The organism is Arthrobacter oryzae, from assembly GCF_030812315.1.
Taxonomy (GTDB): Bacteria; Actinomycetota; Actinomycetes; order Actinomycetales; family Micrococcaceae; genus Arthrobacter; species Arthrobacter oryzae_B.
The window spans coordinates 24,953-48,512 of record NZ_JAUSSM010000002.1; the positions used below are offsets into that span (position 1 = coordinate 24,953).

At 61.8% G+C, this 23,560-nt stretch carries 27 protein-coding genes and 1 pseudogene; 9 read left to right on the top strand and 19 right to left on the bottom strand.

Annotated features, from left to right (window positions below; genetic code table 11):
• Positions 1 to 60 precede the first annotated feature (60 nt).
• The 4 genes from J2S97_RS03425 to J2S97_RS03440 form a co-directional block, all read right to left on the bottom strand.
• Positions 61 to 318 (bottom strand): PLDc N-terminal domain-containing protein, encoded by a 258-nt coding sequence (locus tag J2S97_RS03425; protein WP_307046613.1) that lies wholly within the window; start codon positions 316 to 318, stop codon positions 61 to 63.
• A gap of 70 nt (positions 319 to 388) precedes the next feature.
• Positions 389 to 775, bottom strand: coding sequence for a VOC family protein (locus J2S97_RS03430; protein ID WP_307046615.1), 387 nt, complete (start codon positions 773 to 775; stop codon positions 389 to 391).
• A 65-nt stretch (positions 776 to 840) separates the two neighbouring features.
• Positions 841 to 1,449: a hypothetical protein gene (locus tag J2S97_RS03435; RefSeq protein ID WP_307046617.1), complete on the bottom strand. Its 609-nt coding sequence runs from the start codon at positions 1,447 to 1,449 to the stop codon at positions 841 to 843.
• Positions 1,450 to 1,698: 249 nt separating this feature from the next.
• Positions 1,699 to 2,016 (bottom strand): SDR family oxidoreductase, encoded by a 318-nt coding sequence (locus J2S97_RS03440; protein WP_307046619.1) that lies wholly within the window; start codon positions 2,014 to 2,016, stop codon positions 1,699 to 1,701.
• Here J2S97_RS03440 and J2S97_RS03445 point away from each other — a divergent pair.
• Entirely contained in the window at positions 1,981 to 2,178 is a 198-nt protein-coding gene (locus J2S97_RS03445) for a cyclophilin-like fold protein (protein WP_307046622.1), read from the top strand. The two genes, J2S97_RS03440 and J2S97_RS03445, sit on opposite strands and share 36 nt — an antisense overlap.
• A 47-nt stretch (positions 2,179 to 2,225) precedes the next feature.
• Here the strand turns inward: J2S97_RS03445 and J2S97_RS03450 are convergent, their stop codons facing one another.
• From J2S97_RS03450 to J2S97_RS03460, 3 genes and pseudogenes are all read right to left on the bottom strand, one after another.
• Complete coding sequence (locus tag J2S97_RS03450; RefSeq protein ID WP_307046625.1) at positions 2,226 to 2,399, bottom strand: hypothetical protein; 174 nt, start codon at positions 2,397 to 2,399, stop codon at positions 2,226 to 2,228.
• An 89-nt stretch (positions 2,400 to 2,488) separates the two neighbouring features.
• Positions 2,489 to 3,193: an SOS response-associated peptidase gene (locus tag J2S97_RS03455; protein ID WP_307047730.1), complete on the bottom strand. Its 705-nt coding sequence runs from the start codon at positions 3,191 to 3,193 to the stop codon at positions 2,489 to 2,491.
• Between the two features lie 1,305 nt (positions 3,194 to 4,498).
• Positions 4,499 to 5,039 (bottom strand): annotated as a pseudogene (locus J2S97_RS03460) (ASCH domain-containing protein).
• A 91-nt stretch (positions 5,040 to 5,130) separates the two neighbouring features.
• On the opposite strand from J2S97_RS03460, the gene J2S97_RS03465 reads away from it, so the two are divergent.
• From J2S97_RS03465 to J2S97_RS03485, 5 genes are all read left to right on the top strand, one after another.
• Positions 5,131 to 5,598, top strand: a complete 468-nt coding sequence (locus J2S97_RS03465) for a deaminase (protein WP_307046627.1) — start codon at positions 5,131 to 5,133, stop codon at positions 5,596 to 5,598.
• A gap of 33 nt (positions 5,599 to 5,631) precedes the next feature.
• Positions 5,632 to 6,081 (top strand): carbonic anhydrase, encoded by a 450-nt coding sequence (locus J2S97_RS03470; protein WP_307046629.1) that lies wholly within the window; start codon positions 5,632 to 5,634, stop codon positions 6,079 to 6,081.
• 361 nt (positions 6,082 to 6,442) lie between these two features.
• A complete protein-coding gene (locus J2S97_RS03475) occupies positions 6,443 to 6,748 on the top strand; it encodes a hypothetical protein (protein WP_307046631.1) in 306 nt (101 codons plus the stop codon).
• Positions 6,745 to 6,909: a hypothetical protein gene (locus J2S97_RS03480; protein WP_307046633.1), complete on the top strand. Its 165-nt coding sequence runs from the start codon at positions 6,745 to 6,747 to the stop codon at positions 6,907 to 6,909. The genes J2S97_RS03475 and J2S97_RS03480 overlap by 4 nt, the downstream gene beginning before the upstream one ends.
• A 25-nt stretch (positions 6,910 to 6,934) precedes the next feature.
• The gene (locus tag J2S97_RS03485; RefSeq protein ID WP_307046635.1) at positions 6,935 to 7,375 is read left to right on the top strand and encodes a hypothetical protein; all 441 of its coding nucleotides are present in this window, start codon (positions 6,935 to 6,937) and stop codon (positions 7,373 to 7,375) included.
• 33 nt (positions 7,376 to 7,408) lie between these two features.
• Here the strand turns inward: J2S97_RS03485 and J2S97_RS03490 are convergent, their stop codons facing one another.
• Positions 7,409 to 9,568, bottom strand: coding sequence for an amylo-alpha-1,6-glucosidase (locus J2S97_RS03490; protein WP_307046637.1), 2,160 nt, complete (start codon positions 9,566 to 9,568; stop codon positions 7,409 to 7,411).
• Positions 9,569 to 9,617: 49 nt separating this feature from the next.
• On the opposite strand from J2S97_RS03490, the gene J2S97_RS03495 reads away from it, so the two are divergent.
• Positions 9,618 to 9,950, top strand: a complete 333-nt coding sequence (locus J2S97_RS03495) for a hypothetical protein (RefSeq protein WP_307046639.1) — start codon at positions 9,618 to 9,620, stop codon at positions 9,948 to 9,950.
• 175 nt (positions 9,951 to 10,125) lie between these two features.
• On the opposite strand, the gene J2S97_RS03500 is transcribed toward J2S97_RS03495, so the two are convergent.
• The 11 genes from J2S97_RS03500 to J2S97_RS03550 form a co-directional block, all read right to left on the bottom strand.
• Positions 10,126 to 10,845, bottom strand: a complete 720-nt coding sequence (locus J2S97_RS03500) for a GntR family transcriptional regulator (protein WP_307046641.1) — start codon at positions 10,843 to 10,845, stop codon at positions 10,126 to 10,128.
• A gap of 91 nt (positions 10,846 to 10,936) precedes the next feature.
• Positions 10,937 to 11,704: an amino acid ABC transporter ATP-binding protein gene (locus J2S97_RS03505; RefSeq protein ID WP_307046642.1), complete on the bottom strand. Its 768-nt coding sequence runs from the start codon at positions 11,702 to 11,704 to the stop codon at positions 10,937 to 10,939.
• Positions 11,701 to 12,507, bottom strand: a complete 807-nt coding sequence (locus J2S97_RS03510; protein ID WP_307046644.1) for an amino acid ABC transporter permease — start codon at positions 12,505 to 12,507, stop codon at positions 11,701 to 11,703. Before J2S97_RS03510 ends, J2S97_RS03505 begins: the two co-directional genes overlap by 4 nt.
• 131 nt (positions 12,508 to 12,638) lie before the next feature.
• Positions 12,639 to 13,559, bottom strand: coding sequence for an ABC transporter substrate-binding protein (locus tag J2S97_RS03515; RefSeq protein WP_307046646.1), 921 nt, complete (start codon positions 13,557 to 13,559; stop codon positions 12,639 to 12,641).
• A gap of 240 nt (positions 13,560 to 13,799) precedes the next feature.
• Positions 13,800 to 14,492 (bottom strand): GntR family transcriptional regulator, encoded by a 693-nt coding sequence (locus J2S97_RS03520; RefSeq protein ID WP_307046648.1) that lies wholly within the window; start codon positions 14,490 to 14,492, stop codon positions 13,800 to 13,802.
• 40 nt (positions 14,493 to 14,532) lie between these two features.
• Positions 14,533 to 15,987 (bottom strand): NAD-dependent succinate-semialdehyde dehydrogenase, encoded by a 1,455-nt coding sequence (locus tag J2S97_RS03525; RefSeq protein ID WP_307046650.1) that lies wholly within the window; start codon positions 15,985 to 15,987, stop codon positions 14,533 to 14,535.
• 28 nt (positions 15,988 to 16,015) lie between these two features.
• Positions 16,016 to 17,269 (bottom strand): aspartate aminotransferase family protein, encoded by a 1,254-nt coding sequence (locus J2S97_RS03530; RefSeq protein WP_307046652.1) that lies wholly within the window; start codon positions 17,267 to 17,269, stop codon positions 16,016 to 16,018.
• A gap of 78 nt (positions 17,270 to 17,347) precedes the next feature.
• Positions 17,348 to 18,481, bottom strand: a complete 1,134-nt coding sequence (locus J2S97_RS03535) for an FAD-dependent oxidoreductase (RefSeq protein ID WP_307046654.1) — start codon at positions 18,479 to 18,481, stop codon at positions 17,348 to 17,350.
• A gap of 2 nt (positions 18,482 to 18,483) precedes the next feature.
• Positions 18,484 to 19,251 carry an amino acid ABC transporter ATP-binding protein gene (locus J2S97_RS03540; protein WP_307046655.1) on the bottom strand — a complete coding sequence of 256 codons (768 nt, stop codon included), beginning with the start codon at positions 19,249 to 19,251 and terminating at the stop codon, positions 18,484 to 18,486.
• Complete coding sequence (locus J2S97_RS03545) at positions 19,248 to 20,144, bottom strand: amino acid ABC transporter permease (RefSeq protein ID WP_307046657.1); 897 nt, start codon at positions 20,142 to 20,144, stop codon at positions 19,248 to 19,250. The genes J2S97_RS03540 and J2S97_RS03545 overlap by 4 nt, the downstream gene beginning before the upstream one ends.
• Before the next feature lie 46 nt (positions 20,145 to 20,190).
• Positions 20,191 to 21,111: an ABC transporter substrate-binding protein gene (locus J2S97_RS03550; RefSeq protein ID WP_307046659.1), complete on the bottom strand. Its 921-nt coding sequence runs from the start codon at positions 21,109 to 21,111 to the stop codon at positions 20,191 to 20,193.
• Between the two features lie 405 nt (positions 21,112 to 21,516).
• Here J2S97_RS03550 and J2S97_RS03555 point away from each other — a divergent pair, with 405 nt between their 5' ends.
• Together J2S97_RS03555 and J2S97_RS03560 are read left to right on the top strand one after the other, a co-directional pair.
• Positions 21,517 to 22,188 (top strand): haloacid dehalogenase type II, encoded by a 672-nt coding sequence (locus J2S97_RS03555; RefSeq protein ID WP_307046661.1) that lies wholly within the window; start codon positions 21,517 to 21,519, stop codon positions 22,186 to 22,188.
• Positions 22,189 to 22,215: 27 nt separating this feature from the next.
• Positions 22,216 to 23,493 (top strand): NAD(P)/FAD-dependent oxidoreductase, encoded by a 1,278-nt coding sequence (locus J2S97_RS03560; protein WP_307046663.1) that lies wholly within the window; start codon positions 22,216 to 22,218, stop codon positions 23,491 to 23,493.
• Positions 23,494 to 23,560: the final 67 nt, after the last annotated feature.

Here is a 23,560-nt window from a genome sequence, read left to right on the forward strand (position 1 = left end):
CTCATCCGGGCAGAAGATGGCGCTACCACACGTCGGACAGAACTAGGTTGAGGCCGCCCGCTATCTCAACTGGTTCCGTAGATGTTGGCCAAAAGAGTCCCTACGCCCAATCAAGAACCACAGAATCGGGCCAAGAATTGGGAGCGCGAGAACGATCAGAGCCCAAACGACAGTGCCGCCAGAAGTGTGTGTCCGATTGCGCGCAATGCTTACCAGCGCGGCAATGAACACGATTGCGTTCAAAATCAGAAAGAACCCCAGGATGCCCCAGGACGGTATCAGCGGTTCTATTTCCGATGCCGATAGCTTCAGTGTCATTTTTCCCCCGAGATAGCGCGGCTACTGATGCCTGAACCCTATCGTCAGCGTCCTTCGCGTACCTAGGACTTCATGCAGCAGCCGATCCGTACGGACGCGTGATCGCCTCGAGGAAATGCCCGTCAGGATCCGCGAAGTAGACGCCACGTCCGCCGTCGTTGTGGTTGATCTGCTGCGGGCGGGACCGTCCCGGATCCGCCCAGTAGGGGATGCGCCGGGCTTGGATCCTAGCGAAGATTCCGTCGAAGTCCTCCTCGCTGACCAGGAAGGCGTAGTGCTGCGGGGAGACGGGCCGGTCCGCCGTGGCGAAATCGAGGGCCACTCCGTGGTCGAGGGGCACGGTCATGAATGACCACATGGCTTGGGGTTTCGGCAGTCCGAGCACGTTGGCCAGAAACTCCGCCGAACGGCGCTTGTCCGTTGCGTAGACGATAGTGTGGTTGAAAGTGACCGTCATGGCGACCTCCTCGGGTGTTTGTCTAGCAGTCGGGGATGCTCACGCTGCTGAGCGCGGAGGTCTGATCAGGCCTCGGCGAGCGGCAGCACCAGCATGTAGCCGGTCGGCAGATTGCTGCTCCAGCGTCGCGGCTCGCGGACGACGAACTGCGTCGCCAACTGCTCGGGGGTGAGCAGGGCGTTGGGCGCGGGGGACGGTCCCCACTGCTCACTGCCGTACGGGTAGAGCGGATCTTGGACGCGGATGCCGGTGACCGAGAACTCCGGGAACTGGTCGGGATCGCCGAGTGACTCGAAGCCGCTCATCACCCATACATGGCGACCGCGCCAATTGACCAGCCCAACTGGCCGGTCCGTGTCGGCGATGGCGCGCGCCGCGGTCTGCAGCGCTTCCTCGTAGTCGGCGACGCTGACGACGGCGTACGGCCCCATCCCGACCTCAGTCAGCACCTGCGCCCAACCCAAGGGGTTGGCACCGTTGAAGGAGTTGGACGACCGTGCCCGGGCCATCTCCCACAGCTCGCCCTGTTGAACGGGATCGGCCCACGTGCCGGCTCCCGTGTCGTCGATGAGGTTGTGCATGATCTGGATGCTTGCCGCCACACACCACTCAAAGGTGTACTGAGGCACGAAGTCCCCCTCCTGGTAGAGGTTGAGGGCGAATGCCTGGGGCACCGGGGTAGGCGTGGGAACCGATGTCGGGGTGGGGGACGGGGGCTGGTCAGGAGCGGGGACGTCATCGCGTGCGGCTGGCGGGCCCGAGGATGTCTGGATCGGTCGATCGGTGGTGGCCTCGTCGAATCTGATCGCGGGCGCGCAAGCCGAGAGGAGGGTCGCCAGGATGACGAACCAGGCCAGAAGACGGAGCCGGGCACCGATCATGATCGATCTATTTTATCGCGACTCGGCGGGAATCGGTGGTGGTCAGCGGACGTAGTCGGCTCCGGTGATGTCGATGGTGGCGCCTGTGGTGTGCCGGGATCTTCCTGAGGCAAGGAAGGCTATGACTTCGGCGACGTCCTCCGGCGGGGTGACTTCGCCCAGCGGGAGGCTGTCAAGCAAGGAATCATCGGGGGAGAGGTGGGAGGCAATATCTGTGGCTACCCAGCCGGGCGCAACGGCGTAGGCGAGGATGTTGTCCTTGCCGTATCCCCGTGCGATGCCCTTGGTCAGGGCATCGAGTACATCAGTGAACTCTCCGCCCCCATGACGGAGACGGGTCCGTACTATACGGACGTGCAACCCGGAGACATCGTCTACTACAACCCGCTCGACAGCATCACCATCATCTACGAGCAAACGAGCTCCGTTCCCACCCTCACGAAGATGGGAGAGATCACCTCGGACCTCAGCGTCTTCGAGAACCTCCCCAACGACGTAGACATGCGCATCGAGCTCGGCTAACCCTCCATCCCTTTCCTTTCCCAATGCAGGACAGCCCGGACCGTGCCTTAGGTGCCTGTTTCTTCAGGATCCGTGCGTGCCTGTTTCTCCTCAGGTGTGGCGGTTTCGGCATGGGGCACCAGGTTTGGGTCGACAACGGGGGAGAAGGCATCGGCAGGAACTTCGTTCCCCTGAGGGCCGTCGTCGGGATCAGGGGAGCCATTGTTTGGAATCTCACTCATCTGCACACGTTAGGACCCGCGGGTCCGTGCTGTCCATGGATCTGGGCGTACGACGTTCCCGCACGGCACCCGTCATACCGACGAGTGGCTCAGGATGCCGGTTCGATGAGCTCCGGGCCGTTGTTCCGGACGCTGTTCACGCGGTCGCTGACGATCCTGGGGGTCAGGACCGGCTCCGGGATGGTATCCAGCAGGCGCTGTATTTCGTCTTTTTCGGTCGTTTCCGGGTTCAGCCAGCTGCCGTACATTTCCGGCGGAATGATGACCGGCGCCCGGTCGTGGACATGGCCGAACGAGTCGTGGGCGGTCGTGGTGAGGACAGTGCAGCTGAGCAGCCAACGGCCGGGATCATCCTCAGGAAGCGACGGATCCGGCCAGAACTCGTAGAGGCCGGCGAACGCGAGCAGGTCCTGTTTCTCCGAGTAGAGGTAGTTCGGGATCTTCTTTCCGTCCTCGGTCTTCTGCCACTCGTAGTAGCCCTCCGCGGGGATCAGGGCGCGGCGCTTCACAGCGGCTTTGCGGAAGGCTGGCTTCTCCAGGAAAGATTCGCTGCGGGCGTTAATCAGCCGTGAACCGATCTTGAGGTCTTTGGCCCAGGACGGGACCAGACCCCACCGGGCGATGAGCAGATGCCGGTCGAGTGTGCCCTCGTCGAACCTCTCGGCGATGATCGGGACATCCTGTGTCGGAGCCACGTTCCAGCTCGGGGGAGGCGGGCTGCCTTCGACTTCCTTGGCATCAAAAGCGGAGAGAAGGTCGCCGGTGGCCTTTGACATAACGTATCTGCCGCACATGGCCCCATTCTGCCGCACAAACAGGTGGGCTGCCGGGCGGATGCCGGATTGACGATTCGCCTGTTCGGGGTCCTTCTGCTGCTCCCGCTGCGCGGCAAGCGCGAAATACGGGTAGCGGGTACTCGTGTTCACATCCGGATTGGGACGTACATTATTGGTCAAAGATTCTGTACGAAACCCGTCAGATCGCCGAAATGGCCAATTGGTCGCCGCGAACAGGGAGGAGGTCCCGGCTATGCACGCAGAGGAGACTCATCACCTGGCCGACGTTCGGCCGGGTCCTCTGGCCGCCCCCGGGCGACCGGTTGCCGCACTGGCGCTGGAGGACGCGATCGGCCGTCAGGCGACAGAGATTATTGACGGCGTGCTGGCCCCGGACAGCGGGTGTGACCTTTACCTTCGCCAACGGCTGCGGTGGCATGTTGCGACACGCCCGGAGCACCCGGAGCTGGCGCTCCTTGAGCATGTCCTCGCCATCCGCGGACACGAACGACCGGCGAGGGCGGACAATGCGCGGGAATACGTCCAATCGTCACATGAAGAGAGGAAGAGATGTACGTTACCGTAACCAGCCCCGGACTAGCCGAGTCTGCCCCCGGCTGGCATGATGGCGCAACGCTCACAGCGTACGTCCACCAGGCGACCCTGGTGATGAGTTCAGCGGCTGACCTCGACGCCCCGGGAACCGCGATCACGTTGAAGCTCTGCGGGAGCTGGAATCACACGCCACCTTGCCCATTCCCGCACCACACCCATGTCGAAAGGACCGGTACGACAGTCAGTGTCCGGGTACTTTTCGTGTCGGAGCCGGAAAACGAGAACGTCGTGCGTGAGCGGATCGATAAGGCACTCAGTTTGGGTTTCGTCACCGACCGGACGGGCTCGTCAACCCGGTGGGAGCTTCACGGCAGCACACCTGCTGAGCTCACCAGGTCCGAGCTTGCACGCGCAAGGCGCCTTGCCGGCGTCTGAATTGCCCTCGCTCCACGACGATTGCCCTCGCTCCACGACGCCACGCCCCGCGGGCGACGTGGAGCGGCAGCCACGAACAGAAGACCTTTGCCGCTCCGTGCCGTCGCTTGGATCGGTGAAGTGGCGCCAGTGCCCGGAGTTGCCGCTGGCCCGGACACTGGCGCGCCTACCGTCGAGAACGGTTCCCGAAGGAAACCAACCCCGGACCAAATGTAGCCCGCTGCCCCGGCCGCTGGCTTGAGTATGCGCTACCTGTTTTGCCCGCCGACCGGTCCAAACCGGTTCGCGTTCCATGGCCGGTGCAACAGTGACTGCGGTGCCCCTCGAGCAGCATCAGGCCGGCCAGGTTAGTGGTCGGGCACGCAAAGTGTCCGCGTGTTCGGGTAGCCAGACCACTTCGAACCGTTCGAAGACGATCTCGTCGTCCTCTGACCATGCACGTCCCGCTGCGGCGCAGACACGCGTCCAGTAGCGCCTGTGTTCAAGCTGCCATGTTTGTTTCCAGGGTCAGGTCGTCTTCGCCCTCATCGCGAGCGAATGCTGCATCAGCGCTCGTGAACGGGCCGATACGGAGCTCTGTGCTGCGGATGATGGTGCGGGGTAGCCCTTCGCCGTCGCAAGCTATCCAATGGGATCCGATGCGGGGCACTTGGTCGCCGCCGGCGATAAAGTCAGCGACGAGCTCGGCTGTTGTGCGTTTTCTTCCGCTGAGAACAATGCCAAGGAGTTCGTTGGCGAGCTGTTTCGTATCACCGAAGTGTTCGACCGTGTATTCGGACGATGCGACAACGGCCTCGGGATGTGCGGCGGCGTAAGCACCCCACAGTAGATCAGCTGCTTGAAGGTCAGGTGAGGCGACAGGATGAGAATGCACCTCCCCATCCTCGCAGGACCGAAAAGAAAGCTCCGCGTTCGGCGTCAAGTCTGTATCCACCTACCGATCAACCGCACTCGAGGAGAACATCATGACCGCTACCTACACTTTCGACGTCTTTTCCAGCCTCGACGGCTTCGGCGCTCATAGCGGCAGCTGGGGCGGCTATTTGGGCAAGCAAGGCCCCGAGTTGCTCGACCGCCGCCTCGCCTTGTACGACACGGAACAACGGATGGTCTTCTGCGCCAACACGTATCGGGCGCACGCCCAGATGCTGGCCTCGAGCACCGAAGAGTCCGACGTCCGTGACCCCTGGGTCACCCGGATGAGGAACCTGCCGGCAACGGTGGTGTCGAGCACACTGGAAGGACCCCTCGACTGGCCGGACGCGACCGTCGTGAGCAGCGACGCCGTCGACATCGTCGCCCGGCTCAAGGAGGAGTCCGAGGTGCCGTCGCGGTCGCACGGCAGTCTGTCGATGAACCGGGCGCTGATCGAGAGCCGGACGCTCGACGGCAACATCCAAGAGCTCATGTACCGGCCCACCCTGCATATCTGAGTCCGCATACGCACCGCCCCTACAGTAAATAGGGTGAGCAGCAGAATCAGCACGTACGAGGCATGGCAGCGCCTGCTTGACGGCAACGAGCGTTTCGTCTCGGGCGATTCGCTGCACCCGAACCAGAACGCCTCCCGGCGCAGCGAGCTAGTGAACACCCAAAATCCGTTTGCAGTCATCTTTGGCTGCGCGGACTCCCGCCTCGCCGCGAAAGAAGCCGTGGAAACCGGGGAGGCGCCCCAGGGCCACATCCGCGACCTGTTTGAACGGATCACACCGTCGGTGCTGAAGTCGCTGGGTGAGGACAAGACGGACGTCGACGACATGGTCATCGAACACGTCAAGCAGACCGTGCGCCGGCTGTTGGACAGTTCACGGATGATTTTCGACGCGGTGGACAATTATTCCGCCGTAGTGGTCGGCGTCTCATACCGGCTCGAAGAGGGCCAGGCGCAACTCGTCTCCAAATCCGGCGTCCTCTAAAACCGACGAGGCCTGCTGGTCCTGTGGCCGGACAGACGTTGACAACCAGCGCGGGCCAACGGGATGGACCCCAGGTTGCCCTCCTGAGTGTGCTGGACAGTACACCGCGGAATGGAGGGCAGCGGCCCACCGTCCGCGCTGCCGGGAAGGGCAAGAGCAGGCTTCAGTGACGATAGGCTGGAGCCATGACGTTGGGGGACACGGCGGAGCCGTATGCGCATATCAATGACCTCCGGGTGGGCCTCGGGGACCGTTTCCTGAGGCTTCGCCCGTCCAACCCATTGTTCCGATATGGCTTCGTTGAGTACGACAGCAAGCATTCCATCGCAGGGCCTTTCCTTCTCAGAGAACTTACATCCAGGTGAGCCCGTTTATCGTGGTGCCAGTCGTCGTAGGCGTTCTCTGGGTGGTGCATGCGTTCCTGAGTATGGCCGGTAGCCGCGAGTACCGCTATACGCGCTGGATTCTCTTCGCCGGTCTGCCCGTCTTGGCTGTGACGATGGTCTTATCGGGCGGCATGGTGGGGTTCATGTTCGCGCTATTAGCCGTCCTGACCTGGCTTGTCGTTGCCTTCCTGGAAGTCTTCCTCGTAATGGGGGCAACGGTCGGGCGGCACGCTCAGGCCCGAAAACACTCGAACGAACCTGCCCAGGCCGGGGGACTGTGAAGCTGTCGGAAGCAAACGGTACCGCGCTGGCCTTGTTCCTTGGCGTGGCGGCGTTCTGGCTGGTGAATTTCGGCCTTCGGCTTGCCGGCCACCGCCTGTACTGGCTCGCGTTCTGGGCCTTGGTCATTGGGTTGGACCATCCGCGGAGTCGGAGCGCCTAGTGAATCCTGCTCAGGATGCGGCCGTATGAGTCAGCGCGAGGCGTGGGGTGCGGCCCTCATTGTCGCGGCTGCCTTGGCCGGATGGGGTGGAGCCATGATAGAAGCGGTGGTCAGGGCGGCTCAAAGTCAGCACCTCGTGCTCTACGTTGTAGTCCCGGTGGCGAGCATCGGCGCGTTTCTTGTGGTCCTCGCTCTCCTTACAGGCGTTGGTGGAATGCTCCTCCTTATCCCGGCCCTGATCGCCCGCATCCGCCGCCGCAAGCTGCGGCTTGCCACCTGCTGGATCACTGGCGCGGCTGCCGCCGCAGCGGCGCCGTACCTTGCACTCCTTGTGTTCTTCGCAATCCTCGGGGCTGCCATGTCTGCTAATTACGTGAGGGTCGAAGCGCTCCCGAGCTCGCCGGATGGCCGCGGGTCGAGGACCAGGACTGCAAGCTGGAGGCAGCCGGCGAGGATCTTCAGCTGACCTGTGGAGACAGCGCCGTGGCAATCATGCTGGCTAGCCCTTCGGGTGCAATCCCGCCTGTTCCACGAGTTCAGCCAGCCATGGTCGATGACCTTGGTGGAAAACCATTCCGTCGGGCAGTCCCTGGACTGAGGGTACGGAATTGATGATGTCTATGGTGATTCGGCCGCCAGCCATGGGCGCGTTGGTGATGTGCAGGTCGCCATATGAATCCGGGAGCACCGGATCCAGCCAAAATCCGCCACGGGAAACATGGGTGTCATAGCGCATCAGGCTTGTCACGAGCTGGATCGGGGTGGTCGCTGCCCAGGCTTGGGGGGAGCACGCCGTTGGATATGGCACCGGCTCAGCGAACTGCTCCCGGCTGAAGCCGCAGAACAGTTCCGGCAGCCGCCCGCCCGAATAGTCGGCAGCCTCCAGGAGGGCAGTGGAGATCCGTTTCGCCTGCTCCACGAAGCCGTAGCGCATGAGGCCAGCCACGATAACCGCGTTGTCATGGGGCCAGACCGACCCGTTGTGGTAGCTGGCCGGATTGTAGGCGCCCATATCGCTGGCGAGGGTGCGCACACCCCAACCACTGAACATCTCCGGAGACATCAGCCGTTCGGCCACCAGCGGTGCCTTGTCCTCATCAACCAGACCGACCCATAGGCAGTGGCCCATGTTGGACGCGCACGCGTCGACCGGCCGTTTCTTGCCGTCCAGTGCGATCGCATAGTAGCCGCGCTCGGGCAGCCAGAACTGCTCATTGAACCGCTTCTTCAGTTGGGCCGCTTCGTCGGCGAGTTGGGCCGCTAAACGTGCGTCGCCGGCGTCGTACGCTATCCAGGCGCGCGCCATGAATGCGTCGTAGACGTAGGCTTGCACTTCGCAGAGAGCGATAGGCGGTTCGGCCATGCGGCCGTTGGCGAAATTGATGCCGTCCCAGGAGTCCTTCCAGCCCTGATTGATGAGCCCCCGGGGGTTGAGGCGCTCATATTCGACAAAGCCGTCGCCGTCCTTGTCCCCATAGTTGCGGATCCAGTCGAGGGCACGGTCGGCATTGGGCAGCAGCGCGGCGATGGTCTCGGCGGCAAAGCCCCAGCGGCTCACCGATCCGAGTACAGCCACGAAAAGAGGAGTGGCGTCCGCGCTGCCGTAGTAGATGTTCTTTCCGCCGAGGGACAGACCGCTTGAGACATCGAGCCTGACCTCGTGCAGGATTTTCCCCGGTTCTTCCTCGCTTACCGGATCCTCTACGCTGCCCTGGCGGTCAGCCAGCGTCTGGAGCGTGCCGAGGGCCAGTGATGGGTCCACCGGCATGGACATTTCTGAAGCCCACAGTGAGTCCCTGCCGAACAGGGTCATGAACCAAGGGGCGCCAGCGGCCACCACAACCCGCTCAGGGTGGTTCGGATCCTCGATGCGAAGCGCGCCCAGGTCGTCGTAGCTGCGACGGAGAGTCCGTTCGATGGACTGGTTGCCCATATGTAGCTTCGGAATCTTCGCCACCCACTCTTGCTGGCGGCGGTCCCTGGGGGATATACCATCGCCCTCAGTGTGGACGAACGACGGCGGCGGAGGGCTGGCCGCCTCGTTGCTCGGCACGGCGGTGAGGACAGTACTCCACTGGCTGTGTGGCGCGACAGTCACGCTGTACGTCAACGCGTCATGCGTGACGTCGGCCCCAGGGGCCTGGACAACGATGCCCTTCCGGACATCCTGCCAGATAGCCCGGATGGTCAGGGAATCACCGTCCACTTCCCTGGTTTCTTCCCAGCGCCGCTGGATCCGGGCCTCCTTAACCTCGAAAAGGTCAGCGAAATCTGCTTCAGCCCTCAAGGAAATGACGCACGCAGCGGGCTCGATCGAGTGATTGCGAATAGTGACCTGCTCCTGGATCCCTGCGCCCACTTCTCGCAGCCGCTCCACTATCACCGGGCTGTCCGCGTACCCGTCCGAGCGGGTAACGCGGGCGGCAAACAGCGCCCTGTACGGCTCTTTCGTCTGCGCTGCCAGCGGTTCCAGCGGTTGCCCGTTGACGGTCAGGCTCCAGCGGGACAGGATGCGCGTGTCCTGGAAGAAAACCCCGTGCGGATGTTCGGGATGGATATCACCATTTAACAAGGAGATGCAGAAGGACGTGCCTTCCACGAGGGTGATCGTCCCTGCTCCGACAGGTCCGGCAGCAGTGTCAGCGTTCCATCCAGCCATCCCGGCCCCTTTATGAAAACCAACGCCGGCGCCCCCGGACCATCAAGTCATGCTGCTGGCCGGCATCGCCATGTTCTATACGACGCTACTCTTGCTTGCCCACGGATTCCAGCGGCTTACCGCGTGCCTAGTAGGAATAGACAGTGTCGTTGACCAGCAACTCGTATTCATCCTCAATGTGGAACAGTCGGCGATCGCCGATTCCGTCTGTGACCCAAATCGTTCGACCATCTTCCGTCCGGTCATCGATAGAGCCTTTGTGGGCCTGCACGCCGTGCCTGAGAAGAGTGACGAAGTCTCCGCGCTGGAGGGATGTCCACATAGCTGCACTACGGCTCTGCCGCATGTCTTGTTGTCCTTCTTGCCTTGGTTGAATTCCTAAAGATTTCCCCGGCACATTCTATCGTCGATTGTTGACAATTACCAGGTGATAGCAGTGCCTTCCAATGAAGGCAGGCACGTCAGTACAGGGCGCAGCCCTCGTTGCCCTATCCGCGGCCAATTCTCCGGGCGAATCCCGAATGAGCCCCCGTGCAGCAGAGACTGTTCAGGGGGTTCTAGCCCACGTCAGTGGGAGGGGTTTCCCCTGTAGTTCCGTCTTTGGCTTGTGTGGGTGCGGTGAGATCCTCAACGGCCTTTTGCATGTGCTGCTTGATGGCCTTGAGTAGTCCTTTTCTGTCGCCTGCTGCGAGGAGATCCAGAAGGTTCTGGTGTTCCTGCACCAGATCGTCCGCTCGGGGGTAGGAAACTTCCAGATTGAGAATGCACATCCTGGATTCCGCGGCGAGGGTCTTGTAAATCCGGGTCAGGCGGGTGTTGCCTGCGCCGGCAACGAAGGAGGTATGAAATTCCATGTCCAGCCGCGCAATTGCCTGCCAGTCGGACACGGCAACCTGTTTTGCCATGTCTTTGACGATTCCCTTCAGCACCTGGCATGTGTCGTCGATCTGCTGTTGCCCGGCGTCCATCAGTGTATTTGCGGCGGTTGTTTCGACGGCCTCACGGACGGTGTAAATCTCCTTGATGTCGCCAGTTGTAAGCTCCAGGACGAACACCCCCCGGTTGCGATGGCTCACGAGGATCCCCTCCTGGGCCAGCCGCTGCAACGCCTCACGGACAGGACCCCGGGACGTCCGAAGCTGGCCTGAAAGGATGGATTCATTAATCTGCTGTCCTGGGCGGAAGACCCCCTGGACGATTTGCTCCCGCAGTTGATCCGCAATCAGTTGCGCTGTGGGCCTTCCCTCGAGCACAAGCAGTCCTTCCGGCGCCGTCATTGACATCCTTTTATCTCCCTCTCGTAGGTGTAACAAAATTCAGGCAGTCAGAACTACCAAGGCCCATGATGACCAGCTTTCCGTTCATCGGTCAGAGCACCTTATCCAGAAAGGCCTTGGTCCGGAGCTCTTTCGGATCGGCTAGGACCGCCCGTGCATCGCCGCGTTCGACGACGACGCCTTCATCCATGAACAGAAGGGAGTCGGACACCTCCCTGGCAAAACCCATTTCATGCGTAACGACCACCATGGTCATGCCCTTCTTGGCCAGGTCCTTCATGACTGCCAGGACCTCGCCGACTTTCTCGGGATCCAAGGCACTCGTGGGCTCGTCGAAGAGCATGATTTCGGGGTCCATTGCCAGGGAACGGGCGATTGCGACACGCTGCTGCTGGCCGCCGGAAAGCTGTGCCGGGTAGTAGTCCCCGAACCCGGCCAGGCCGACACTTGCCAGCAGCTCCTGGGCACGCTTGGCGGACTCCTTCCTGTCAGCACCCTTGACCAGCACGGGGCCGGCCATGATGTTTTCCCGGGAAGTCATGTTGGGAAAGAGGTTAAATTGCTGGAAAACCATGCCGATTCTGGTGCGCTGTTCGGCGATTTCCTTCTTGCTGAGGGCATGGAAGGCGGTTTCGGTTTCGTAGTAACCGAGGTCTTCGCCGTTGACTTTGAGAACCCCTGAGTCGACGGTCTCCAGGCCGTTAACGCAGCGCAGAAGGGTTGATTTGCCGGACCCGCTGGGCCCAATGATGCAACAGATTTCACCGCTGGCGATGTCGAGATCAACGTCTTTCAAGACCAATTTGGGGCCGAAGGACTTTCGGATTCCGCGGGCGTGAATGGTGCCGTCGGCACTCATCGGGCGATACCTTCCGGTGCTGTCAGCACAATCCCTTTCGCCTTACGGGGAATCCTGGAGGATGTGCGCGAGTATTTTTGCTCCAGCTTGGACTGGGGGTAGCTCAGCAGCAGGGTCATCACGAGGTACCAGAGGCTGGCGACGATCAGCAGCGGGATGGTCTCGTACGTGCGGGCATAGATGAGCTGGGCGCTTTGGAGCAGTTCCGCGACGCCTAGGACGCTGACGAGTGAGGTTTCCTTGAACATGCCGATGACCTGGTTGCCGGTCGCCGGAATGATCGAGGGCATGGCCTGGGGAATGATGACCTTGCGCATCTTCATCGCACCGCTCATGCCGAGCGAGTCGGCGGCCTCGATCTGGCCCTTGCCGACGGATGAGAAGCCCCCGCGGATGATCTCGGCCATGTACGCGGCCTCGTTGAGGGTCAGGCCGATAAGGGCTGCCGTGATGGGCGCTATCAGGGCGTTCACGTCGATCGCGATGCCGATGTCGGTGAACGGTATGCCGAGGGTCAGGTTCGGGTACAGTGCGGCGATGTTGAACCAGAAGATCAGCTGCACCAGGACCGGTGTGCCACGGAACAGGGTGATGTAGACGCCCGCTGTGGCCGCGATGGGTTTGATGCGGGAGGACCTCATGATCGCAAGCAGGAGACCGAGTAGTGTTCCGAGGACCATGCTGGCAACCGTGAGGAAGATGGTGAGCATCAGGCCGCGGATGATGGTTTCGTGGGTGAAGTACCTGGCGACCACGCCCCACCTGAAGTTGGGGTTGGTCGATACGGAGAGGAGTATGCCCAAGGCCAGAAGGCAACATACGATCCAGGCGATATATTCAAAGGCACTTCGACGCCGCAGCCTTGGTTTGAGTGCCGGGTCTTTCCCGCTGGTGGTTTGGCGTCTGTGGCCAAGGAATTTCAGCACACTGCCCCCTAGTTGAGTTTCGCTTCGGTGATGGCGCCTGTCTCGAGGCCCCAATTGGCGAGCGACTTTTTGTATTCGGGGCTGTCCAGGACGGACTGGGTGGCCTTCTGCAGGGCCGGCGTCAGCGGCGAGCCCTTCTTCAGGGCAATGGCAACCACGTGATCCGACCGCGTGTCCACCTGCGGAGTCAGAATCGTGAAGGTGCTCGGCTGCTGCTGGTCTGCCCAAACGAGCGAAACAGTGTCGTAGAAGACGCCGTCGACTCGCTTGGAACTCAATTGCGTGAGTGCCTCCTGGATGTTGGGAAGTGTGACGCCGTTAATGGCGGGCTTGCCCTTGGAGGTGCAGGTCCACTCGGAGACATTCGGCAGGTGCTTCAGCTGAGCATTCGAGCCTTTGGTGACCGCAATGCTCCTGCCGCACATGTCATCGTTGCTGATTTTTAAGGGATTGCCTTCGCTCACGGCAACAGAAACCCCTCCATTGAAGTAGTCGATCATGTCCAGCACGTTCAGCCGCTCGGGCGTGGGGGACATGGTAGTGGCGGTGAAGTCGTAGCGGCCACCGTCAAGACCGGGAATGATGGTGTCGAACGCAGTGTTCTCGAACTTCAGCTTCAGGCCCAGCTTCTTGGCAATCAGCCGTGCCATGTCCGGGTTGAGGCCGATCGGAGTGACGTTGTCATCGGCGAGGAACGTGGTGGGCGGGTAGTGAAGATCCATGGCCACCGTGAGTTCACCCTTGTCCTTGTAGGACTGCGGCAAGAGCTTTACCGCGGCGTCGTCGGGCTGGACTCCCTCGGAGATGTCAGCCGTATTCGACGTGTTCGGGCCCTCCCGCGCCGGATCACTGCCGCCGCCGCACCCGAAGAGTGCCAACAGAACCGCCAATCCTGCAACTGCACGCTGGACTTTGCTTCTGGTCTTCATCGCTGCTTCCCTGGGGGGTGGTGCCGGAATCGACTCCTGATCGGACCGCCCCTAATGTTCTTATTTACTAATGGAACCACCCGAATCGCAGATAATCGACAATTTACAGAAAGTTTTTGGCGCGTATCTTTTCGTCCCGTCTACGCACGTGGCGGGCAACCCACAGTGCAAAAGGGAAGAGGTGGCCAGGTCCATGGGACCTGGCCACCTCTTCACTGTGGATCCTGCTTGAGGAATGCTCTAGGCGATGATTTCGTCGTCTTGCCTCGTGACGGTGAGATCTTCAACAGCCTTTTGCAGGTGGCGTTTAACGGCCTGCTGAAGTCCATTTCTGTCTTTCGCTTCGAGCAGGTCCAGCAGGTTTTGGTGTTCCTGAACCAACACATCCAGGCGGGGGTAGGCAACTTCCAGGCTGAGAATGCACATTCTCGACTCGGCCGCGAGTGTCTCGTAAATCCGGATTAGGCGGGTATTGCCCGTGCCTGCAACGAAGGACGTGTGGAATTGCATGTCCAACCGTGCAATCGCCTGCCAGTCGGATACGGCAACGTGCTTTGCCATGTCCCTGATGATTTCCTTCAATCCCAGGCAAGTGTCGTTGATCTGATCCTGCCCGGCATCCATCAAGGTGTCGGACGCGGCCAGTTCCACGGCCTCGCGGACGGCGTAGATCTCCTTGATGTCGGCGGTCGAAAGCTCCAGGACGAAGACTCCACGGTTACGGTGGCTGATCAGGAGACCCTCCTGGCACAGGCGCTGCAATGCTTCCCTGAGTGGGCCCCTGGACGTACGGAACTGCGCGGCCACCGCAGATTCATTGATCTGCTGTCCCGGGCGGAAGGTCCCCTGGACGATTTGTTCCCGCAACTGATCGGCGATCAGCTGCGCCGTGGGCCTTCCTTCCAGAACAAACAGTCCTTCTGGTGCCGCCATTGACATCCCCCTCATTTCATTCTTCGGCTTACTGCGCTCTCTAGACCGCTATTGCGGTGTACTTGGTCTCAAGAAATTCTTCGATGCCAATCTTGCCGCCTTCGCGTCCCAGCCCGGACTGCTTGACGCCGCCGAACGGGGCTGCAGGATTGGACACAAGGCCGGTATTCAGTCCGACCATGCCGACTTCCAGTTCTGCGGAGAAGCGAAGGGCCTTATCCATGGTCTCAGTAAAGACGTAGCCAACGAGGCCCCACTCCGTGTCGTTAGCGAGGCGAAGCACTTCGTCCTCGCTGTCGAACGCGGTGATGGCTGCTACCGGACCGAAAATTTCGGTGTTCATCAGGTCAGCATCCAGGGGCACGTCCGTCAGGACGGTGGGGGTGTAGAAATATCCGGGTCCTTCGGGGCGGGTACCGCCGGTCAGGACGCGTGCACCTTTGGCGACTGCGTCCGCCACGAGGCTTTCGACCTTGTCCAGGCCCTTCTGCTCAATGAGGGGCCCCACTTCGGTCCCGGCCAGGGCGCCGTTGCCTACCCGCAGTTCGGAGATCTTCTTGGCGAACTTCTCGCTGAATTCCCCCACCACTGAGCGGTGCACGAAGAAGCGGTTCGCGGCGGTGCAGGCCTCGCCCATGTTGCGCATTTTGGCCTTCATGGCCCCGTCAACTGCCTTCTCGATGTCCGCGTCGGCCAGGACGATGAACGGGGCGTTTCCGCCCAGTTCCATCGAGGAGCGCATCACGTTGTCGGCCGCCTGGCGCAGCAGGATTTTGCCCACCTCGGTGGAGCCGGTGAAGCTGATCTTCCGTGCGATGCCGCTGCTGGTCCAGGTCCCAACCACGCTGGAGGCGCTGGAGGTCGTGACCACGTTCAGGACGCCGTCAGGAAGGCCTGCCTCCCGGAAGATCTGTACTAGGGCGAGGGACGTCAGCGGTGTCAGCTCGGCAGGCTTGAAGACCATGGTGCATCCGGCGGCGACGGCGGGGGCGATCTTGCGGGCGCCCATGGCCAGCGGGAAGTTCCACGGGGTGACGAGCACGCACGGACCGACAGGTTCCTTGGTGATCATGATCCGGGTGTTGCCGTCAACGGAGGTGGCGTGATCGCCGCCGATGCGGACGGCTTCTTCGGAGAACCAGCGGATCATTTCGGCCCCGTAGGCCACTTCGCCCTTAGCCTCTCCCAGGGGTTTGCCCATCTCGGCGGTCATGATCGCGGCGAGCCGGTCGGTGTTGGCAATCACCAGCTCAAAGGCGCGCCGCAGAATGTCGGCCCTTTCGCGCGGGGTGGACCTTGCCCACCCCGCCTGGGCGCGGCCGGCGGCCTCGATGGCTGCGCGGGCTTCTTCGGGCCCGCCATCCGCCACGTGGGCGATAATTTCGTTCGTGGCCGGGTTCTCCACGGGGAAAGTGGCGCCGCTGGCGGCCTTTTGCCACGCGCCATCGATGAACAGCTCAGTGTGGAGGCTATTGGGGTCAAATGAAGAGCTCATGTCACGCTTTCAAGGATCGTAGGAGAGATTAGGAGGTGGCTGTTTTCAGGGCCTGGGTGAACCTGGTCAGGCCGGCCTGGATCTCGTCGCTGGTTACGTTGAGCGCCGGGATGATGCGGACGACGTTGCCGTGCGGGCCGCAGGTGAGGAGGAGGAGTTCTTCTTTGATGGCTGCTTGCTGGACTGCCAGCGCCGTCGCGGCATCAGGGGTGTTGTCTGAAGACGTGAACTCGACGCCTTGCATGAGGCCGCGGCCCCGCACGTTGCCGATTCCCGCAAATTCAGTCTTGAGCTGGTCAAGCCCTGCCCGCAGTTCATCGCCCCGGACCAGGGCATTCTCGACCAGGTTCTCGCGCTCGATGACGCCCAGCGTTGCGACGCCGGCCGCGGCCGCTACGGCGTTTCCACCATAGGTGCCGCCCTGCGAGCCTGCCCATGCCTTGCCCATCAGCTCTGCCGAGGCGGCAATGGCCGAGATCGGGAAGCCGCTGGCGAGTCCCTTGGCGGTGATGACGACGTCAGGGGTGATGCCTGCCCAGTCGTGGCCCCAGAACTTGCCGGTGCGTCCGACGCCTGCCTGGACTTCGTCCAGGATGAGGACGATTCCGTGGCGGTCTGCGCGTTCCCGCAGTCCCTGCAGGAACGCCGGGGGAGTGGGGATATAACCGCCGTCGCCCAGGACGGGTTCGATAATGAAGCCTGCCGTGTCTGCGGGGCTGCTGATGCTCAGGAGGAGGTGGTCCAGTTCCTTCAGGGCGAAGGCGACGGCGGTTGCTTCGTCCCAGCCGTAGCGGTACCAGTGCGGGAAAGGCGCGATGTGCACGCCGCCCATAAGGGGAGAGAAACCGGAGCGGAACTTCGTGCCGGCCGTGGTGAGTGAGGCTGCGCCCACGGTCCGGCCGTGGAAGCCGCCGTGGAAGGAGATGATGTTGGGCCGCCCGGTGGCCATCCGGGCCAGGCGGACGGAAGCCTCCACTGCCTCGGAGCCGGACGTGGCGTAGAAAACGCTGTCCAGCCCCGAGGGCAGGAACTCTCCGAGCTTTTCGGTGAGCTCAAGCAAGGGCTTGTGCATCACGGTGGTGTACTGGGCATGGACAATCTTGCCGACCTGCTCGCGTGCTGCCGCTACGACATCGGGGTGGCAGTGACCCGTGCTGGTAACACCGATTCCGGTGGTGAAATCGAGGTACTTTTTGCCGTCGGTCGCGTGGATCCAGCTGCCAAGGGCGTGGTCTACGACGACGGGAGTGGCCTGCTTGAGGAGGGGGCTGAGAGTTGCCATGGGCTTCATACTTTCTTAGAGAGTGTAGATTGTCAACAATAGGCGATGTTGAGGGAATCGGAAAGGTAAGTGCTTCTATTAGCTCGACTTGAAGCGTCGCGGTCGCGCAAAATCGAGGCCCTCAAAGGTTCGCTTGCCCAAGGCTTCGTGTGCGGCGATTTCGCCGTAGCCGGTGGCCATTTTGAAGCCCTGGCCGGAGAAGCCGGTGGCGAAGTAGATTTTGCTTCCTTCGTTCACGTGGCCGATCAGGGGCTTCCCGTCCGAGGTGAAGAGGTCCGGGAAGGCATCCGAGCGGACGATGTTGGGGAACAGCCCTGGGAAGAATTCGGTGACCGTCTCCATGGTTTCCGAGATTTCCGCGGATGTCAGGTCCCGGGGGACTGAATCCGCATGAGGTGTTGGTCCTCCCCGTCCGTCAAGCGTTGCCTTAACCGTCACGCCGTCGACGGCGGGTGCGCCGTACATGGAGCGGTCCCCGGAGATTCGGATGAAGACGGGAAACTTCTCAGGTGAGAACTCCGATGCATCCCGGGCGACGAACCAGGTCAGGAAGACCCGCTTGGTCTGCGTTGCTGCCTTCAGGTAGTCGGGCATCAGCCGCTGGGACCAGCCGCCGGAGGCGACGATGACGTTCTCGAAGGTCCAGGATTTGTCGCCGGAGGTGATGAGGACGCCGTCTGCGGTTTCGGTGATGCTGTCGATCGGGGTGTTGCTGTGGACTGTTGCGCCGTTGGCCTGGGCGGCGGCAACCGCCGCCGTGACCGCACGGTCGGTGCGCAGGGCGCCGGCGTGGGGGTCGTAGACGGCGATGTCGTCGGCACGGAGGTTGTGCTGCGGGTAGCGTTCGGCCATGTCCTCGCGGCTGAGGATTTCGTGGTCCGCGCCGTTGATCCTGGTTGTTTCCAGCAGGGCCGGGATGTAGGGCCCATCGGCGGATCCGATGGAGAGTCCGCCGCAGCGGGTCAGGATGTTCTGGCCGGTTTCGGCTTCGAGCTGGGCCCAGAGATCCCGTGAACGCTCCAGAATGGGGTAGAAGTCAGGCACTCCACGGTAAAGCATGCGGAAGAGCCGGGTGTCACCGCCCACGGCGCTGCGGGCATGAGCGGGTGCGTGGGCTTCGAATCCGGTGACGGAACCGGTCAGGCGGGAGGCCTGCCAGAGGGCCATGGATCCGATGCTGCCCAGGCCGATGATGGCGAGTTTTCCGTTCATGGTTAGAGGACCTGTTCGAGGAAGGCCTGGGTGCGGGCTTCTTTGGGGTTGGTGAGGACTTCGCGGGCGTCGCCGCGTTCGATGACGTAGCCGTCGTCCATGAAGATCAGGGAGTCGGCGACTTCGCGGGCGAAGCCCATTTCGTGGGTGACGACGACCATGGTCATGCCTTTTTTGGCGAGCTGTTTCATGACGGCGAGGACCTCACCGACTTTTTCGGGGTCCAGGGCCGAGGTGGGCTCGTCGAAGAGCATGATCTCGGGGTCCATGGCCAGGGACCGGGCGATCGCGACGCGTTGCTGCTGCCCGCCGGAGAGCTGGGCGGGGTAGTAGTCCCCGAACCGGGCCAGGCCGACGCTGGCGAGCAGTTCGTGGGCCTGCTTCATGGATTGTTTTTTGTCCTGGCCTTTGACCAGGACGGGTCCGGACATGATGTTTTCCTGTGCTGTCATGTTCGGGAAGAGGTTGAATGACTGGAAGACCATGCCGACCCTGGTGCGCTGCTGGGCGAGTTTTTTCGGCGGCAGGGCGTGGTAGGCGGTGTCGGTTTCGTAGTAGCCGAAGTCTTCACCGTTGACTTTCAGGACCCCGGAGTCCACGGTTTCCAGGCCGTTGATGCAGCGCAGGATGGTGGATTTACCGGAGCCGGACGGTCCGATGATGCAGCAGATCTCGCCGCTGGCGATCTGAAGGTTGATGTCTTTGAGGACTGTTTTGGGTCCGAAGGACTTGCGGATTTTCTGGGCAAGGATCGTGCCGTCGGTGCTCATCGGAGGTTACCTTCCGGGTCGGTCAGCACAACTTTTTTCGCCTTCCGGGGAAGCCTGGAGGTTGCGCGGGAGTATTTCTGTTCGAGCTTGGACTGCGGGTAGCTCAGCAGCAGGGTCATCACGAGGTACCAGAGGCAGGCCACGAGCAGCAGCGGGATGGTCTCGTAGGTGCGGGCGTAGATCAGCTGGGCGCTTTGGAGCAGTTCGGCAACACCGAGGACGCTGACCAGGGAGGTTCCCTTGAACATGCCGATCACCTGGTTGCCGGTCGCGGGGATGATCGAGGGCATCGCCTGGGGGATGATGACCTTGCGCATCCTGGTGCCGGAGCTCATGCCCAGGGAGTCGGCGGCCTCGATCTGGCCCTTGCCGACCGAGGAGAACCCGCCGCGGATGATCTCGGCCATGTAGGCGGCTTCGTTCAGGGTCAGGCCGACCAGGGCCGCGGTGATGGGTGCCATCAGGGCGTTCATGTCGATCGCGGTGCCGATGTTCGTGAACGGGATCCCGATGCTCAGGTTCGGGTAGAGGGCGGAGATGTTGAACCAGAAGATCAGCTGCACCAGGACCGGGGTGCCACGGAACAAGGTGATATAGATATTTGCGGCGATGGAAACCGGCTTCACGTGCGAGGAGCGCATGATTGCCAGGCCCAGCCCCAGCAGCGTTCCCAGTGTCATGCTCGCAACCGTGAGGAAGATCGTGAGCATCAGCCCGCGGAGGATGGATTCATGCGTGAAGTACTGGGCGACCACACCCCACTTGAAGTTGGGGTTGGTCAGGACGGAGGTGAGGATCCCGATTCCGACGAGAATGCTGAGGACCCATCCCGCGTACTCTTTGGGAGTCCGAAGCCGAATCCGGGGCTTGAGGGCTGCATCAATGCTACCCATCGTTGCTTTACTTTCTTTGCTGGTAGCTGTGACCATGGAGCGCCTCCTAGTTCAGCTTGGCGTCGGTGATGGCCCCGGAGTCCAGACCCCAGGTCTCAAGGGACTTCTTGTATTCCGGGGTTTCCAGGACGGCCTGGAGCGCTTTCTGGAAGGCGGGTGTCAGCGGCGAGCCCTTCTTCAGGCCGACGGCGGTCAAATCGCTCGAGCCGACGTCGACCCGGCCGAGGATGGTGAAGGAGCCCGGCTGCTGCTTCTCTGCCCATCCGAGAGCGGTTGTGTCGTAGAGGATGCCGTCGATCCGCTTGGAGTGCAGCTGGGTGAGGGCGTCCTGGATGTTGGGCAGCGTCACGCCATTGATAGCCGGCTGTCCCTTGGATGTGCAGGTCTGCTCGCTAAGGGTCGGGAGGCGCTTGAGCTGGCCGGTCGAGCCCTGGGTGACGGCGATGTTCTTCCCGCACAGGGTCTCGACGGTGAGGTTCTGCGGGTTCCCGGCGACCGCGGCCACGGAGTTGCCGGCCTTGAAGTAGTCGATCATGTCCAGGACCTTGAGTCGCTCTTCGGTTTTGGACATGGTCGTGGCGGTGAAGTCGAACCGGCCACCGTCCAGACCCGGGACGATCGTGTCGAACTTCGTGTCAACGAACTTCAGCTTCAGGTCCAGCTTCTTCGCAATGAGCCGGGCGACGTCCGGGTTGAGCCCGATCGGGGTCTGGTTGTCCTCCGCAAGGAAGGTCGTCGGCGGGTAGTGCAGGTCCATCGCAACCGTGAGCTCGCCCTTGTCCTTGAAGGACTGCGGCAACAGTGCCACGGCACCGGCGTCAGGCTGGATGCCTTCTGAAATGTCGGTGGTGTTGTTGGTCTTTGACTCAGATCCCGGCGTGCTGCTGGCCGCGCCGCCGCAAGCGCTCAACGCCAATAGAACTGCCAAGCCTGCAGCTGCGGTCTGGACTTTGTTGCTGGTCTTCATGGTGCTTCCCTTCGAATGGTTTCGGCTGAAGTGGATCCGCCAAAACGAGTGCATATTTCGCAGGACCGCCCGGTCGGCATCCCTTGCTTCGGGGCCGTGGCCTGGCGTTTGTGTGGTGCGCTTCATGCGGGGTTGTGATCCGGATCTCCTCCGCATCTAAGCCAATGCAACCCCCTTGAGAGAAGATTGTCAACAATTGACGAAAAGAAAAATGATGGGTTAACGATGCCCGAAGGGGAAGTCGCGAAACTGTTGACAATTTACAATTTGCGCCTCTAGAGTCGATGTATCGGGCAGCAGAGTCCCCTGCCACGGGGAAGAATCCAACCGGCTCTGCACATGCCTTGGGACCACATGAGACTCGGTATCCGAGCCTTCGACACAACTTCAAGAAACGGACGAATCATGGCAGACTCCAACCGCCCGAAGTACATCTCTTTTGATATCTACGGCACACTGATCAACTTCGACATTGATCCCACCACGCGTCGCCTGCTGGATGGCCGCATCTCTGAGGAGCAGTGGCCTGCCTTCAAGAAGCAGTTCCGTGGGTACCGGTTCGACGAGGTCCTTGGCGACTACAAGCCCTACGAGCAGATCCTCCAGGATTCCTTTGACCGGGTGTGCAAACGCTGGGGCATTGGGCCGACCGAAGGCGCCGGCGCTGCGTTCGCTGAGGCGGTACGCGGCTGGGTTGCCCACGAGGACGTGCCGGCTCCGCTGAAACTCATGGGCGACAACTACAAGCTGGTGGCTCTGTCCAACGCCGACGACAGCTTCCTGGACATCAGCATTCCCAAGCTCGGCGCACACTTCCACGCCGTGCTGACCGCTGAGCAGGCCCAGGCCTACAAGCCGCGCTACCAGGCGTTCGAGTACATGCTTGATACCCTGAACGCCAAGCCGGAGGACTTCCTGCACATCTCCTCGCACACACGCTACGACATTCACCCGATGCACGACATGGGCTTCCGCAACCTCTGGCTGCTGGACCGTGGCTATGACCCCATTGGCCCGGGCTACGACCTCACCACCGCCAAGTCCCTGGACGAGATCAACAAGCACCTCGGTCTCTAAACCGATTTCGAGGCGAAAGGTCAAACCGTGAAACTCATTCCTTACTGGCTGGACACAGCCGAAGCATCCGGAGACTACCGTCAGACTCCGGTACCCGAAAATGTCGATGTGGCAATCATCGGCGCCGGCTTCACCGGACTCTCCGCAGCCCTGGAATTTGCCAAGCAAGGCGCCAGCGTTGCCGTTTTCGAAACCCACACCGTCGGGTGGGGCGCGTCCGGCCGCAACGGGGGAATGGCAACCACTGGGTTGGCCATCAGCTTCAGCACCGCGGTCAAGCGCTACGGCGCCACCCGGGCCGTGGAGATGTTCCAGGAATACAACGACGCCATCGACACCATCGAAAAGCTCGTGCATGACAATGGCATCGACTGCGACTACAACCGCTTTGGAAAGCTCTCGCTGGCCTTCCACAAGTCCCACTACGAGGGCTTCCTGAAGTCGCAGGAGAAGCTGGCCGCCCTGGCCGACCACCATGTCACCGTTATCCCCAAGTCCGAGATCCACAGTGAAATCGGCACGGACTTCTACCAGGGCGCGATGGTTGACCCGCTCGGGGCTGGTCTGCACGTGGGCAAGTTCGTCCATGGCCTGGCCGGAGCGGCTGTTGCCGCCGGAGCCGATATTTGCGAGAACGCGGCGGTGACCGAACTGAACAAGGTGTCCGGCACCGTGCACGACGTGCACACCACCCGCGGCATCACCAGGGCCAAGCAGGTCCTGGTGGCTACCAGCGGCTACACCGGCAACATCACGCCATGGATGCAGCGCAGGGTCATTCCCGTGGGCAGCTTCATCATTGTCACTGACCCGTTGCCCGAAGACGTGGTCAACCGGATCCTGCCCAACCGGCGCCAGGCTTCGGACAGCAAGATGCTGACCTACTACTTCCGGATCACGCCGGACAACCGTCTGCTCTTCGGCGGCCGGGCCCGTTTTGCCCTGTCCAGCCCGGATTCGGACGTCAAGAGCGCTGAGATCCTGCGGAAGGCCATGCTCGAACTCTTCCCGTACCTGTCCAACGCCAAGGTGGACTACATCTGGGGCGGCCTGGTGGACCTTTCGATGGACCAGATGGTTCACGCCGGCGTCCACGACGGACTCTACTACTCCCTGTGCTACAGCGGGCACGGTGTGCAGATGGCAGCTCACATGGGCAAGCGGATGGCGCACTACATGGCCGGCGACAAGTCCGCCAATGTCTGGGAAGACCTGAAAAACCCGCCCGTTCCAGGCCACTTCGGTCCGCCCTGGTTCCTGCCCTTCATCGGTGCAGCGGCAAAAATCATCGACCGGGTCAAATAGGCAGGATAAGGGTTCATATGCTTTCATCAACGACCGCGGCTCAAGCGCGCCCGAAAACAGCTGAGGA